Annotated in this window: 14 protein-coding genes and 1 tRNA gene; 5 read left to right on the top strand and 10 right to left on the bottom strand. The window is 33.3% G+C overall.

Annotation, left to right across the window (positions count from 1 at the left end):
• Positions 1-2: 2 nt before the first annotated feature.
• The 3 genes from tpiA to AC06G9_RS05100 all read right to left on the bottom strand — a co-directional run bounded on the left by tpiA (position 3) and on the right by AC06G9_RS05100 (position 2325).
• Positions 3-770: a triose-phosphate isomerase gene (tpiA, locus tag AC06G9_RS05110; protein WP_480957629.1), complete on the bottom strand. Its 768-nt coding sequence runs from the start codon at positions 768-770 to the stop codon at positions 3-5.
• A 6-nt stretch (positions 771-776) separates the two neighbouring features.
• Positions 777-1988, bottom strand: coding sequence for a putative sugar nucleotidyl transferase (locus tag AC06G9_RS05105; protein ID WP_434441480.1), 1212 nt, complete (start codon positions 1986-1988; stop codon positions 777-779).
• Between the two features lie 88 nt (positions 1989-2076).
• On the bottom strand, positions 2077-2325 hold the full coding sequence (locus AC06G9_RS05100) for a type B 50S ribosomal protein L31 (RefSeq protein WP_084405389.1): 249 nt from the start codon (positions 2323-2325) through the stop codon (positions 2077-2079).
• Between the two features lie 237 nt (positions 2326-2562).
• Here AC06G9_RS05100 and AC06G9_RS05095 point away from each other — a divergent pair, with 237 nt between their 5' ends.
• On the top strand, positions 2563-2901 hold the full coding sequence (locus AC06G9_RS05095; RefSeq protein ID WP_480957628.1) for a DUF2853 family protein: 339 nt from the start codon (positions 2563-2565) through the stop codon (positions 2899-2901).
• A gap of 27 nt (positions 2902-2928) precedes the next feature.
• Here the strand turns inward: AC06G9_RS05095 and AC06G9_RS05090 are convergent, their stop codons facing one another.
• On the bottom strand, positions 2929-3576 hold the full coding sequence (locus AC06G9_RS05090) for a carbohydrate-binding family 9-like protein (protein WP_480957627.1): 648 nt from the start codon (positions 3574-3576) through the stop codon (positions 2929-2931).
• A 66-nt stretch (positions 3577-3642) separates the two neighbouring features.
• Complete coding sequence (locus AC06G9_RS05085) at positions 3643-4755, bottom strand: phosphotransferase enzyme family protein (protein ID WP_045755123.1); 1113 nt, start codon at positions 4753-4755, stop codon at positions 3643-3645.
• A 252-nt stretch (positions 4756-5007) separates the two neighbouring features.
• On the opposite strand from AC06G9_RS05085, the gene AC06G9_RS05080 reads away from it, so the two are divergent.
• A complete protein-coding gene (locus tag AC06G9_RS05080; RefSeq protein WP_045755124.1) occupies positions 5008-6351 on the top strand; it encodes a Gfo/Idh/MocA family protein in 1344 nt (447 codons plus the stop codon).
• Positions 6352-6490: 139 nt separating this feature from the next.
• Positions 6491-7789 (top strand): hemolysin family protein, encoded by a 1299-nt coding sequence (locus tag AC06G9_RS05075; RefSeq protein WP_045755125.1) that lies wholly within the window; start codon positions 6491-6493, stop codon positions 7787-7789.
• A 15-nt stretch (positions 7790-7804) separates the two neighbouring features.
• Here the strand turns inward: AC06G9_RS05075 and trxA are convergent, their stop codons facing one another.
• From trxA to AC06G9_RS05060, 3 genes are all read right to left on the bottom strand, one after another.
• Complete coding sequence (trxA, locus tag AC06G9_RS05070; protein ID WP_045755126.1) at positions 7805-8101, bottom strand: thioredoxin; 297 nt, start codon at positions 8099-8101, stop codon at positions 7805-7807.
• Positions 8101-8679: a rhodanese-like domain-containing protein gene (locus tag AC06G9_RS05065; RefSeq protein ID WP_434441493.1), complete on the bottom strand. Its 579-nt coding sequence runs from the start codon at positions 8677-8679 to the stop codon at positions 8101-8103. Before AC06G9_RS05065 ends, trxA begins: the two co-directional genes overlap by 1 nt.
• 242 nt (positions 8680-8921) lie before the next feature.
• Positions 8922-9770, bottom strand: a complete 849-nt coding sequence (locus tag AC06G9_RS05060) for a glycoside hydrolase family 25 protein (protein WP_480957626.1) — start codon at positions 9768-9770, stop codon at positions 8922-8924.
• Between the two features lie 68 nt (positions 9771-9838).
• Between AC06G9_RS05060 and AC06G9_RS05055 the strand changes: the two genes are divergently transcribed.
• Positions 9839-10723 (top strand): bestrophin family protein, encoded by an 885-nt coding sequence (locus AC06G9_RS05055; RefSeq protein WP_045755128.1) that lies wholly within the window; start codon positions 9839-9841, stop codon positions 10721-10723.
• Positions 10724-10846: 123 nt separating this feature from the next.
• A tRNA-Ser gene (locus AC06G9_RS05050) sits at positions 10847-10934 on the top strand.
• Positions 10935-11277: 343 nt separating this feature from the next.
• Here the strand turns inward: AC06G9_RS05050 and AC06G9_RS05045 are convergent.
• On the bottom strand, positions 11278-11937 hold the full coding sequence (locus tag AC06G9_RS05045; RefSeq protein ID WP_248754580.1) for a sterol desaturase family protein: 660 nt from the start codon (positions 11935-11937) through the stop codon (positions 11278-11280).
• Positions 11938-12112: 175 nt separating this feature from the next.
• A complete protein-coding gene (locus AC06G9_RS05040; protein WP_045755217.1) occupies positions 12113-12610 on the bottom strand; it encodes a hypothetical protein in 498 nt (165 codons plus the stop codon).
• Positions 12611-12967: the final 357 nt, after the last annotated feature.

Below are 12967 nucleotides of genomic sequence, written 5' to 3'. Positions count from 1 at the left end.
TCTTACTTATTAAAAACTTTTACAATATCTAAGAAATCTCGTGACTTCAGAGATGCACCACCGATCAATCCACCATCAATATCAGCTTGTGCAAATAATTCACCTGCATTCTTAGGATTACAACTACCTCCATATAAAATACTCGTTTCACCTGCTACAGATTGATCATATTGCGCTGCTACAGTAGCACGAATAAAAGCATGTACTTCTTGAGCTTGTTCTGGAGAAGCGGTCAATCCAGTACCAATAGCCCATACCGGTTCATAAGCTAATACAACCTTTGAAAACTCTTCTTTTGATAAATGAAATACAGCCTCTTCCAGTTGTGTTTTTATTACGTCAAAAAACTTACCTGATTCTCTTTCTTCTTTTGTTTCACCAATACAGAAAATAGGCAATAGACCATGCTTTAATGCAGCATCCACTTTTTCACTTAATAACGCATTTGTCTCTCCGAAATAAGCTCTACGTTCTGAATGCCCTAAAATGACATATTCAACACCAATAGATTTAATTTGGCTTGCAGAAATTTCGCCTGTGTACGCTCCTGATTCAGCCTGATGAATGTTTTGAGCACCAACAGCAACATGTGATGCTGTTTTTGCTAATTGCGCAATACTATGTAAATGAATAAATGGGCTACAAACCACTACTTGCTGATCACCAACGATCTCATCTTTAGCCATATTCACTACCTCAGAGAATAAACTCACCCCATCTTGGTAATCCAAATTCATTTTCCAATTCCCTGCTACAATTTTCTTACGCATAATACTTTAGTTTTTAAATTTTGATTGATTAATTTCTATAATTTTTTCAATTAGCTTCTTGTCTAATTTTCTATTTTTTGATAAAAATACAACTTCTAAATCAGAAATAAACTTTTGAAGTTGATAAGTCTCGTTCCCTTCGTTATATAACCACGTAAATGATGATACAAATTTAGGATAAAAACCGGTTATCGACAACATACACCCCAGACCAACAACAGTACCTGTATTAAACATGGATTGAATACCCGTACGAGTAAAATCTCCCATAAATAAGCCACACTTCATCAATCCGGTATCACGCAATGAATCAGACCTGTAATCATATAGTTTGATTGAAGATAGGTTGTTTTTGAGATTCGAATTTGTTGTTCCAGCACCCAAATTACACCAGTCGCCGACAACTGAGCAACCTAGATATCCATAATGCCCTTTAGCACTGAAATCTCCTATACTCGAGTTCGAGATTTCCCCTCCCACCACAGCATAGTCGCCAATGGAAACATTGCTATAAATGGTAGTTCCCATTTTTACAACGGCATTTTTACCTATATATAAAGGGCCTCTTAAATTAGCTCCTTCCATAATAATGGCACCATCATCTATATAAATCGGACCCGTCTTTGTATTCAAAGTAACACATTCCATCTCCACTGACTGACCAACAAATAATTGATCCCCCAAAACTATATTTGTATTTGAATAAAATTCTGAGCGTCTGTCATGCGTTAAGATTCCAAATTCACGTATGATTTCAGATCCGATGTTTAAATATAAATCCTCAATAAATTGTAGCTGTATACAATCCTGACCAAAAAAGACTTTTTCCATACTGGCATTAAAGGGTTGATCAAAATCAGCTCTAAATGCAAATAAGTTATTATCGGATCGTAAATATTGTCCTTTTGCCAAAGAAATTAATTTTTCAACAAAGGATTCGGTAGGGATAACATTTACAGAAACGAAGAAGAGTTCCTGACCTTCATGTGACCATGAAGCGATTTGTTCATCAAGGGACACCTCACTTGCCTGAGAATCGTATAAGACTACAGCATCTAAGGCATGTGCCCATTTTTCAAACAATGGTAATATGCCCACACGTAGCAAAGCAGTAGATTTGAGACTCGTAAATGGCCATAAAGAATCGGGGTTAAATAGATTCCCCAATCCATTAAAACATTGCAGATAACTTGACTGCGTCGATTGATCAAATAACACAACTATCACCCTATAAAAATAACAAAAAAAAACTCGATAATGAATATTATCGAGTTTTAATATTGTGATACCCTTAGGATAACAAAAATTATTTTTTGTTATAACGGCTACGGAATTTATCAATACGACCAGCCGTATCAACCAATTTCATTTTACCAGTATAGAAAGGGTGTGAAGTATGAGAAATCTCTAATTTCACAACTGGATATTCAATACCATCTTCCCAAGTGATCGTCTCTTTTGTATCAACACATGATTTTGTGATGAAAGAATAGTCATTTGACATATCTTTAAACACAACTAATCTGTAATTTGAAGGATGCAAATCTTTTTTCATTTTTATCTTATGATTACGTATATTCAATAATTGAGGTGCAAAGATAATTTATTAAAACCTTATTTGCAAGAATATTCCGTAACAAATATTCTAAGAAAGTGATTTATTTTTTATCCTTCACGCCTACTGCAAAGATAGGCAATTTTAACATTAAAAAAGACAATATTTATTCCTTATTTAAGGAATATTGTTTAATTTAATGATCAATTATAAAAATCAATTTAATAACACCCTATTATGAGCAAATTAGATGAAAAAATCACTGCATATATTGCAGAAGCAAAAAAATTAAAGTTGCCATTGGAAGATTCTCTTATTGAATCTGTTACAAGAGGACTCGGCCCCTCTATCTATAAAGCAGATGCCGAAACAATCGCATCTTCCGATCCTGATGAAATCAAAGGATTAAAAACTAATTTTCTAATTAAAAAATTAGGTCTTGCAGATGATGCAAAACTTGACGCAGCGGTTGATGAGGTTTTCACTCAAATTGGTAAATCAAATCGTAACAAGTACCGTGTATTAGTATATGCACTACTTGTTAAGAAATTCAAAAAAGAAAGTGTCTATAAATAACTCTAACATTAAAGAGTCATCCAACTCTTACTCAAAAAATAATTCACCAAAGAATTCTGGTAAATGAAAATTAGGAGTTGGATGATTTATTTTATTCCAAGACAAAAAGTGAGGTTTTGGTAAATGGTCTCCACACTTATAAAAATTAGCGAAAATTGGATTTTCTTTCAAAAAAGCATAGGTCACTTGACTATAACTAAATGCACTATAAGGAATGTACTGAATTAAGCTCCACTGTGTCCCCAAATTATTGCGTTCAATGCACGTAAACACTTCGACTTGATCTACCTGTTGCCTGGTCAACCTCGAACGCTCTGCTTTGATACTAGTACCATAACCAATCAAGCCAGCTCCTATAGGATTAAACTCAAAATTATAATAGTGTTTTCTATTATCAAAAGAAATAAAAAACTCAACACAACTATCCTCCCAAATATTATCATTATGCATGTAATAGTGCGCCTTTATAACTTCTTCTTCTATTTTATATTGGATTACTATTGCTTGCTGATCATACGCAATTCTAAATTTTGCTGTAGGTGCATAGGGATAATCATGATTCCAATTAGCAATAGCGATATCGTTCCATGCAATGGCAGATAGTAATTTATTTAAAGACTGGTATCCCTTTAAATCTCCAAAATCAATAGAAGGTACAATGATAGAATTTGTCATATACAATAATACTAAATATAAACAAAGAGAGAGCACAGTTTTACCTATACTCTCATCTGGTAATTATTAATCTTGTAAAACCGAGCTAATAGCATTTTTCAGTTCTTCTTCCTGTCTTTCCATTTCCTCAACCAATTTCAATTGCGTCTTTGTTCTTACTAAATTATGATCAGTATATTTTGTTTTAAAGTAGTGATCACCTTCAAGATAATCTGTTAAAAAACGTACACCCTGCATATAAGGTAACAAAAATACTCCTTCTACTAAAGAGTGAACTTCCACGTCCGTTAAAAACTCTTTCGCCTCGTTGAGATAACCTTCTGCATAAGCAGCGTATAAAGGAATATTTAAAACAATCTTAGATAAATCTTTTTCATCCTCTTCAACTGGATTGATGATCGTTCGTATGGCATCTCCAAAATCATAGGCAACATAACCCGGCATTACTGTATCTAAATCAATGACACACTGCGCCTGATCATTTTGATCTAGCAGCACATTATTAAATTTAGTATCATTATGGGTAATGCGCAATGGCAACTCTCCTTTATCACCTAGATTAAGTATTGTTTTCATACGATCTTCTCTTGACAAGATAAAATCTAAGATCTCAGGTACATTTTTAACCCGATTATGAGAATCATTAGCAATTGCACGCTTCAAATTGTCTAAGCGAAATTGAATATTATGAAAATTAGGTAATACTTCAACAATCTTAGATGCATCTAAATCCGCCAATTGTAATTGAAATTGACCAAAAGCTTTTCCACCCTCTGAAGCCTGAATTGTTGTCTCTACAACATCATAGCTCTTGGTGTCATCGATAAGAATAAACATACGCCAATAATTGCCATCTTCATCTATATGATATAAATCATTCGATTTTGTTGGAATTATGGTCAACACCCTTGATTGTTGGATATCTGCTGGCAAATGTGCAATTTTCGTTTTTAAATGATCCGTTACATGCTTAATATTAAGCATAAGACCATCTACATTTTGAAAAATGTAATGATTTATCCTTTGCAATAAAAAGGATTTACCATGTGTATTTTTTGTTGTTACACGATATGTATCGTTGATATGTCCTGAACCAAAAGCATCTACACTAATGATATCCTCACTTAAAGAAAACGCAGCTGCAGCTTTCAGACCATTTATTTGATTCGAATTTGACATTAAAAATTTTACTAACTATAAATAATTAAGTTTTTAACTGGATTGCAATATCTCAAATAGTTGTGAAAAGTGCTAATAAAATATTAACACAAACGATTGTTCTTTTTTTTCATTTTAGACAAACGTTTGCACATTAAGTTTATATTTCCAATTTGATATATTTGTTTAATAGCGAATTCTGTGATATCAAACTAAAATCACATGTTATTAAAAAAGGATATTTAATATCCTGATTATAAAAGAACAAAAATTATGGACAGAAGAAATTTCATAAAATCTACAGCAGTTACAACTGCGGGATTGGGCATCCTTTCTAGTACAGATCTATTTGCAAAAGATGGTAAAGTAAGGTTAGCATTTATAGGTGTAGGACTTAGAGGTCGTAACCATGTTGCCATTGCATTGAACCGTGATGATGTCGAAGTTGTAGCAATTTGTGATACACAAGAAGAGTCTTTATCACAGTGCCGCAAGCAATTTGACAAAAAAGGAATTAAACTTCCAAAGGAATACACTGGTGGTATCGATGCTTACAAGAAAATGTTAAGTAAAGAAAAGTTAGATGCTGTCATCATTGCAACTCCTTGGGAATTTCACAAAGATCAAGCCATTGACTCTATGAAGGCAGGTCTATATGTAGGTTGCGAAGTGATCGCAGGTTTGACTTTACAAGATCACTGGGATGTTGTTAAAGCATCTGAGCAGACAGGTAAGCCGTACATGACTTTAGAGAATGTTGCTTATCGTCGTGATGTAATGGCTGTCCTTAATATGCACCGTCAAGGATTATTTGGTGAATTGCTACATTTAGAAGGAGGTTATCAACATGACTTACGTGAAGTACTTTTTAATGATGGTAAAAGCTACTATGGCAACGGTGTCGAATTTGGTCCAAAGGCTATTTCTGAAGCACAATGGCGTACAAAATACAATGTAGAGCAAGATGGAGATTTGTATCCTACTCACGGTTTAGGTCCAATTCTACCTTTTATCAATATAAACGCAGGAAATCGTTTTACACACCTGACTTCGTATTCAAGTAAAGCGAGAGGCTTAGCTTCTTATGTTGAAAAGAAAGCACCAGGTCATCCAAATGCAAAATTGAATTATAAAAATGGTGACATTACTCAAACCATGATTCAATGCCAAAATGGTGAAACCATTTTATTAACGCATGATACACACTTACCAAGACCCTACTCGATCGGTTTCCGTGTACAAGGGACTGAGGGAATATGGATGGATGTTGCACAAGGTATTCACATCGAAGGTAAATCTAAACCACATACATGGGATCCGGCAAAAGAATGGGTAGAAAAATATGATCACCCGATCTGGAAAAAATATGAAACACTTGCAACAGGATCTGGTCACGGAGGTATGGATTGGTTTGTATTTAACTCCTTCATCCAAGCCACTAAGCAAGGCAAACAAACTCCATTTGACGTATATGACTCTGTTACCATGAGTGCAGTATTTCCACTATCAACTGATTCCATCAAACAAGGAAACAAAACAGTTGACTTTCCTGATTTCACTTCTGGAAAATGGAAAGCAAAGAAAAACACTTTTATGCTTGACGATAGCGGATTATAAAAACACACAAAAGGCTTCTGATTTAGAAGCCTTTTGTATTTCAGACGAAGGCTAAAACGATGACAAAAGAGAGCTATCAATCTTTTTTACAGATTAATTTCTAAAAATTCACTACATTTAGCCTAAGTATAAAAAAAACATGCTCACAGAAGTCCTTATTATATTAGCTCTAATTATTCTTAATGGAGTATTATCTGCATCTGAAATTGCAATCGTCTCCAGTAGAAAAGCCAGATTACAAGCTGCATCTGACAAAGATAACCCCGCAGCAAAAATAGCTTTAGCATTAAAGGAATCACCAAATAACTTTTTATCCACCGTTCAAATCGGTATAACATTAATCGGGATCTTAACAGGTTTTTTTAGTGGTGGAAGCATTGCGACCTATCTGAAACAATTATTTGTACAGATATCTTTTTTAGCTCCTTATAGCGAGCAATTATCGGTCATAATCGTTGTTTTTGTCATTACATTCTTCTCCCTAGTATTAGGAGAACTCGTGCCAAAAAGAATTGGAATGGCGATTCCAGAAAAGTATGCTATGGTGATCGCCTATCCCATGAATCTATTAAGTAAAATAGTTCGTCCATTTGTATGGTTGCTAAGTATTTCAACAGATTGTATTGTCAAATTATTTAATATCAAAAGCACGCACAATTCAGTAACCGAAGAAGAAATAAAAGCATTAGTAGATGAAGGGGTTGATAGTGGTGCTATTGAAGGAATAGAGCATGACATCGTAGATCGCCTATTAAGCCTTGGAGATAAGAAAGCGATAAACCTAATGACACACAGAAGTAATATAGCATTCTTAGATTTAGAAGATAGCTTCGAGGAGCATCGACATATCATCATGAATACAGAGCATACCATGTATCCTATTTGTGAAGGCAATCTAGATAATATTAAAGGGGTTGTCCATGTTAAAAAATTATTATCGCAATACCTAAAAGAAAAACCAATTGATTTACAACAATTGATTGAACCTATAAAATTTGTCAACGAACATAGCTCTGCCTATAGTATATTGGCAATTCTCAGGGCTTCACATATCCATCAAGCCATTGTAATTGATGAATACGGTTCTACACAAGGGGTAATTACGCTTCGAGACATTCTTTCGGATTTAGTCGGTAATTTACCGGAAGATCAATCAACAGGCAAACCCCGAATTCGAAAACGTGAAGATGGATCTTACATTGCCGATGGACAATATCAATTAGATCGATTCATGGAAGAATTTGAAATTGGTCTTTCTGAAGAAGATGAAGATGAAATCAATAATATTACAACACTTGGAGGGCTCGTATTTTTATTGCTTGACCATGTGCCCCTAGAGGGAGAACAAGTTCACTATAAAAATATTGAATTTGAAGTTCTTGATATGGATGGTAATCGAATTGACAAGATTTTGTTCAGAAAAAAGGATGATGATTAAATCATCATCCTTTTTCTATTTGTGTGAATCAATAAGCTTATGGAGGTCAGCCTTTGTGATCATTCCACTCTGCCTCCATACTTGTGTACCATTTTTAAACAGAACAAATGTAGGTACACCACTTACCTTGTAAATTGCCGCTATCTTAGGATTTTTGTCCACATCAATTTTAATAATTGACAAACTTTCATCATAAAATTCTTTTACATCTTGTAATATGGGCGCCATAGTTTGACATGGTCCACACCAAGTTGCAAAAAAATCCACTAATACAACGTCATTTGATTTTATAATCTCATCGAATGTAGCCATTATTTTTCCTCCTTTATTTTTTTCAATGCTTGATAACCACCTTTTATATTAATTACATTTTCAATACCTTTTGCTTTTAAAATAGATATAGCGATCATACTGCGATATCCAGAAAGACATTGAACGTAATAATTGTTATACTCTGGTAAATTAATGTTAAAGTTACCTAAATCTTTAAGTGGAAAATTCATCGCATTGTCAATATGCCCTTCTGCAAACTCTTTTTCCGACCTAACATCAATTATTTGACCTTTTGTTGATAAATCTAAATAAGTTGCTGCATCAACCTCATCAACAGTATTTAACAAATACTGTTTCTTATAACTATCTACTCCATCATGAAGATAACCCAGTACTTGTGTATAGCCAAGTTCTGTAAGCATTTCAAATACAAGTGTAATAGATGAATGGTCTGCCACGTATATTATAGGCTGATGCTTGTCCATAAATATTTTTTGCACCCAAATTTTAAATGGACCTTTCCATCCGATATGAATAGATTTGGGGATATAACCCGCTTTGAATTCTTCAGAAGATCTAGCATCCAATATAACCGCTCCAGTAGCTTCTAAAGCCATAAATTGAGTCAGATTTAAGGGTAAAGGACTTATACTATCTTGATGGATACTGGATAAAAGCGATTTATTCATTGTCGCAAACGACTTTCCAAAACTTAGAAAGGTAACGAACGTAAAAAGTATAAGTGAAATTGCTATGTTTCTATATGTATGTTTCATGATGATTAATTACGCATGATTGCGTTGCTGATTAAGCTATCTGATGTTCAGCAGCACGCTCATGATTATTTTGTATACTAATTTTAAAAAGGAAGAGTCAGTCGTTCCAATTCTTCAATGTTTCCGTTAAAGATATTTAAATCTACATTTCCTTTAATCCCCCTTACCGTTCCTTTTTCCGAAAATTGCCAAAAATTCCAATGATCTTTTAAATCTTCAACCCAAAAATTATAATTAGCGATCCACAATACATAATCGCTAAATTCCCTTTGTAAAAAATCTGTGAAATATTTATCTCCTGAATATAAAATCGGTTTGACCTTATAATGTGATTCAACTTCATCCAACCAACGCTTTAATCCTACTTTCAAACTATCCATAGGTTGATGCTTAGGCATCTCCTCAATATCCAAGACTGGAGGCAGATCTCCAGGCACAAGTTTAACAGCTTTAATAAAATTTTTAGCTTGCTTGACAGAGTTTTCATTAGGTCGGAAATAATGATAAGCACCTCTTAGATTTGCTCTTTTAGCAACAGCATTCCAATTCTCTTTAAATCTTTCGTCTACATTACGTTCCCCCATAGTTGCCCTTATAAATACAAAATCGATTGGAAATTGATCATTTATTGTATTTACTTCATTCCAATTAATATCACCTTGATATTGTGAAATATCAATACCAAAAATTTTATCTGAATGGCTCGACATGATCTCTACATTTCGAATATCATACTTAGCCTCTTTACTAACTACTGCACGACCGGCTCCCCATGTGCCGATATAGTATTTAATACCTGCACGATAATGCCATGCGATTGCTAAAAGCAAAAGTAAAAGAAGCGTTCCGCCTAATATAATATAATTCCATTTTTTATCTTTAACGTTAGCGGCATGATAAGTCTTACTAAGCTGCACTTTTTTTTTCTTCATTTGGAAATGAAATTAATCTATCTTTTACAAAGTATCAAAATTAAAATAAACATTTTGTATTTTTGTCTATGATTGTTTACAACCCAAAAGATTGGCTAACCTCAACTATAAAACTTCATAAAACAGATACTTTTCGAAAATTATTTCCCTATCTGATTTTAGCAGCACTGTACTCTTGGGGGATTGCATATCTCGAACTTGAATATCTTAAACTAGCTGAAAAAAGTTGGATTAAAAATATTACAATCGTACATAGCTTACTTGGATTTGTACTTTCTTTGTTACTTGTTTTTCGAACAAACACAGCTTATGATCGCTGGTGGGAAGCAAGAAAGCAATGGGGAACTTTAACAAATATCAGTAGAAGTTTAGCATACAAGATGAATGCTTTTTTAGAGACCGATGATAAAGTAAACCGAAGTTTTTACAGAAAAGCAATTCCATTATATGCCGAAACACTCTATACCTTTCTTCATTCAGATTATACCAAGTTTATGTTAGATGAGGTTCTGCATCCTGAGCTTAAAAATTTAGATGATCAAAAACACGGACCTAACCAAGTGGCATCTTTAATTTTTAAAAATACTAATTCATTATATAAAGACGGAAAAATAACTGGAGATCAGTTTATCATTATCAACGATGAACTACAATCTTTCACAAATGTATGTGGAGCTTGCGAACGTATTAAAAATACCCCAATCCCACTATCATATAATGCATTTATAAAAAAGTTCATCATAATATATACCGCAACTTTACCGATGGGATATGTTTTTTCGATCGGTTATTTTGTGATCGCAGCAGTCCCTTTTATCTTTTATGTACTGACGTCATTGGAATTAATTGGAGAGTCAATTGAGGAACCATTTGGAACTGATACTGATGATCTACCGATTGATAAAATAGCAAGTAATATCAAAAAACATTGTTTTGAAATCTTACATCCATAGCGTTTAAAGGCATTTTAATGCTTTTTTAAACCTAAAAAAAAGCATTAAAAATTAATCTACCTCATTTTCAATCAACTAAAAAATAAGTTTTGGTGACTAAATGAATTTTTCTACTTTTGTGGCGGAGAGCTGGCAGAGTGGTCGAATGCGGCAGTCTTGAAAACTGTTGACTGTCATAGGTCCGGGGGTTCGAATCCCTCGCTCTCCGCCAATAAAAAATAAAGCCCAAAGCAATTTGGGCTTTTGTTGTTTATAGACTTTTGGGAGCTTGCTCCAACAATAAGACATAAACAACAAAGTAAATGAGCAAAGCGAATGGCTTTATTTTATGATGAAGCCTCCCCCCCTTTAAGGGATCATGTAATAATCCATCGCTCTCCGCCAACAAAAAATGAAGCCCAAAGCAATTTGGGCTTTTGTTGTTTATAGACTTTATATCCGATAAAATAGTAATGTTAGCTTAAATAAAAATACCCCCAAAAAGTAAGATACTTTTTGGGGGTATTTTAAAAATCCTATATTTTATATGATGAGTAGTATTTATATCATACAGATTATTTATCGATATTAACTTTTTCAGACTTATCCTCTTCTTTTGGAAATCCAGAACGCATTATTTCATCCCATAGTGAAGAACTAACTCCAAATCCATGTTCAGGATCTGAATAGTGATGTAACATATGGTGTTGTTTTATTCGCTTAAATATTCCACTTTTAAAATTAGCGTGGTGCATAGCATAATGACATTCATCATATATTAAATACCCAATCATAAATCCTGAAAAAAATGCAGCTAATACAATATCAGAACTAAAGAAGAACGTGAATAAATAATAAACCAGAGCCGCTAAAGGAATACTAGCAGATAAAGGCATTACCAATCTTAATCTATCTTTTGGATAGTCATGGTGCACTCCATGAAATATAAATGCGATTCTCTTACCCCATTTGGTGGTTGGATGATAATGAAAAATCCAACGATGCAAAGCATATTCAAATAAAGTCCAAAAAGCAAGTCCAAAGACAAAATATTGTATATAACTAAAAATACCAAGCTCACCAGGACCTAGGGCCTTCCATGAAAAATAACCTATTACAGGTAAATAAAATATTATAGGAACACTCCAATGAACCTTAGTCAGTGATTCTAATAAATCACTTTTGAACATCCTTGAAGATTCAGTGGAATTTGAAACAAAATTACGCTTTGCCATACCATCTAATTATTAATAAAATTGCTAAAGATTAACTTTTGCAAAAATAATAATTTTAAAAAATATTTAACCCTTTATTCATCAAGTTAAAGTCAAATTACTGACTTTTATAATTCAAAAGTTAAATAACTGATTTATAAAGATTAATCAAAATATAATGAAATAAAATAGGAAATTATCTAACCAATTCTTTCAACTCTCCTTCACTAAAAGAATTTGCTCCTTTTATATATTGATATATTATTTCTTTAACATCGCGATTTTGCATACTATAAAGATGATTAATCATAAATTTCTTATCTTCCAGTATATCTGCACTATAATTTAAAATAGAAGGGGCATGTGTCTGGACACTCCATCTTATAAAACGGAGTTCAACATTATTAGGTTCTTGTACGATTAAACTCTCCAATAAATTTTTTCCTTTATTGAATTGACCAAGTTTTTTAAATGGATTACCCATATGCTTCGCATAGACCATTTCGTATACAGCTAAATAACCTTTTTCTGTTGTAGCTTTAGCTTTAGATCGTAATAAATTCAAATTATTTTCGCAGATATCTTCACTTTTTACTGCCGAAGAGTATTCTTTCCGAATTTTAAGGAGGTTCAATTCTTGCGCGGAAATATGTGATGAGATCATCAAAAACAATAATAGAATCCTAATCGCCATAAATAAAAAGTTTAAATAAATAAAATGAGTGCATTTATATTCTTGGTTTATTAAAACTAATAAAAAGCCTCTAATTTTCAAAAATAACATAAACAGATATTCAATTATCATACCACGCCCAATAAATTTGAGATCTAATTAAGAAACAAAAAACGATCGAAGCATATGTATCGAGAATTACGAATTAAAAAGATGACTTCTAGCGTTGGGTACAATAGACTTCACGCTTTCTATAAGAAAAGCACGCTATCTGATCACTTAACTTTAAGGTTGTTTTTTTGTTTCACTATCTATGCTTACTGAGCAATGCCTATAGGTCTCAATTAGTTCGTATGCAGTCGATTAATACAAGCAATA

Source organism: Sphingobacterium sp. MAE, from assembly GCF_056711605.1.
This window is presented reverse-complemented; position numbering and strand designations above follow the sequence as displayed.

Coding starts and splice junctions, on each gene's coding strand:
- AC06G9_RS05080 (WP_045755124.1), top strand. CDS start 5,008: ATGGACAGAAGAAATTTCATAAAATCTACAGCAGTTACAACTGCGGGA.
- AC06G9_RS05045 (WP_248754580.1), bottom strand. CDS start 11,937: ATGGCAAAGCGTAATTTTGTTTCAAATTCCACTGAATCTTCAAGGATG.
- tpiA (WP_480957629.1), bottom strand. CDS start 770: ATGCGTAAGAAAATTGTAGCAGGGAATTGGAAAATGAATTTGGATTAC.
- AC06G9_RS05090 (WP_480957627.1), bottom strand. CDS start 3,576: ATGACAAATTCTATCATTGTACCTTCTATTGATTTTGGAGATTTAAAG.
- AC06G9_RS05095 (WP_480957628.1), top strand. CDS start 2,563: ATGAGCAAATTAGATGAAAAAATCACTGCATATATTGCAGAAGCAAAA.
- trxA (WP_045755126.1), bottom strand. CDS start 8,101: ATGGCTACATTCGATGAGATTATAAAATCAAATGACGTTGTATTAGTG.
- AC06G9_RS05040 (WP_045755217.1), bottom strand. CDS start 12,610: ATGGCGATTAGGATTCTATTATTGTTTTTGATGATCTCATCACATATT.
- AC06G9_RS05055 (WP_045755128.1), top strand. CDS start 9,839: ATGATTGTTTACAACCCAAAAGATTGGCTAACCTCAACTATAAAACTT.
- AC06G9_RS05085 (WP_045755123.1), bottom strand. CDS start 4,755: ATGTCAAATTCGAATCAAATAAATGGTCTGAAAGCTGCAGCTGCGTTT.
- AC06G9_RS05060 (WP_480957626.1), bottom strand. CDS start 9,770: ATGAAGAAAAAAAAAGTGCAGCTTAGTAAGACTTATCATGCCGCTAAC.
- AC06G9_RS05100 (WP_084405389.1), bottom strand. CDS start 2,325: ATGAAAAAAGATTTGCATCCTTCAAATTACAGATTAGTTGTGTTTAAA.
- AC06G9_RS05065 (WP_434441493.1), bottom strand. CDS start 8,679: ATGGCTTTAGAAGCTACTGGAGCGGTTATATTGGATGCTAGATCTTCT.
- AC06G9_RS05075 (WP_045755125.1), top strand. CDS start 6,491: ATGCTCACAGAAGTCCTTATTATATTAGCTCTAATTATTCTTAATGGA.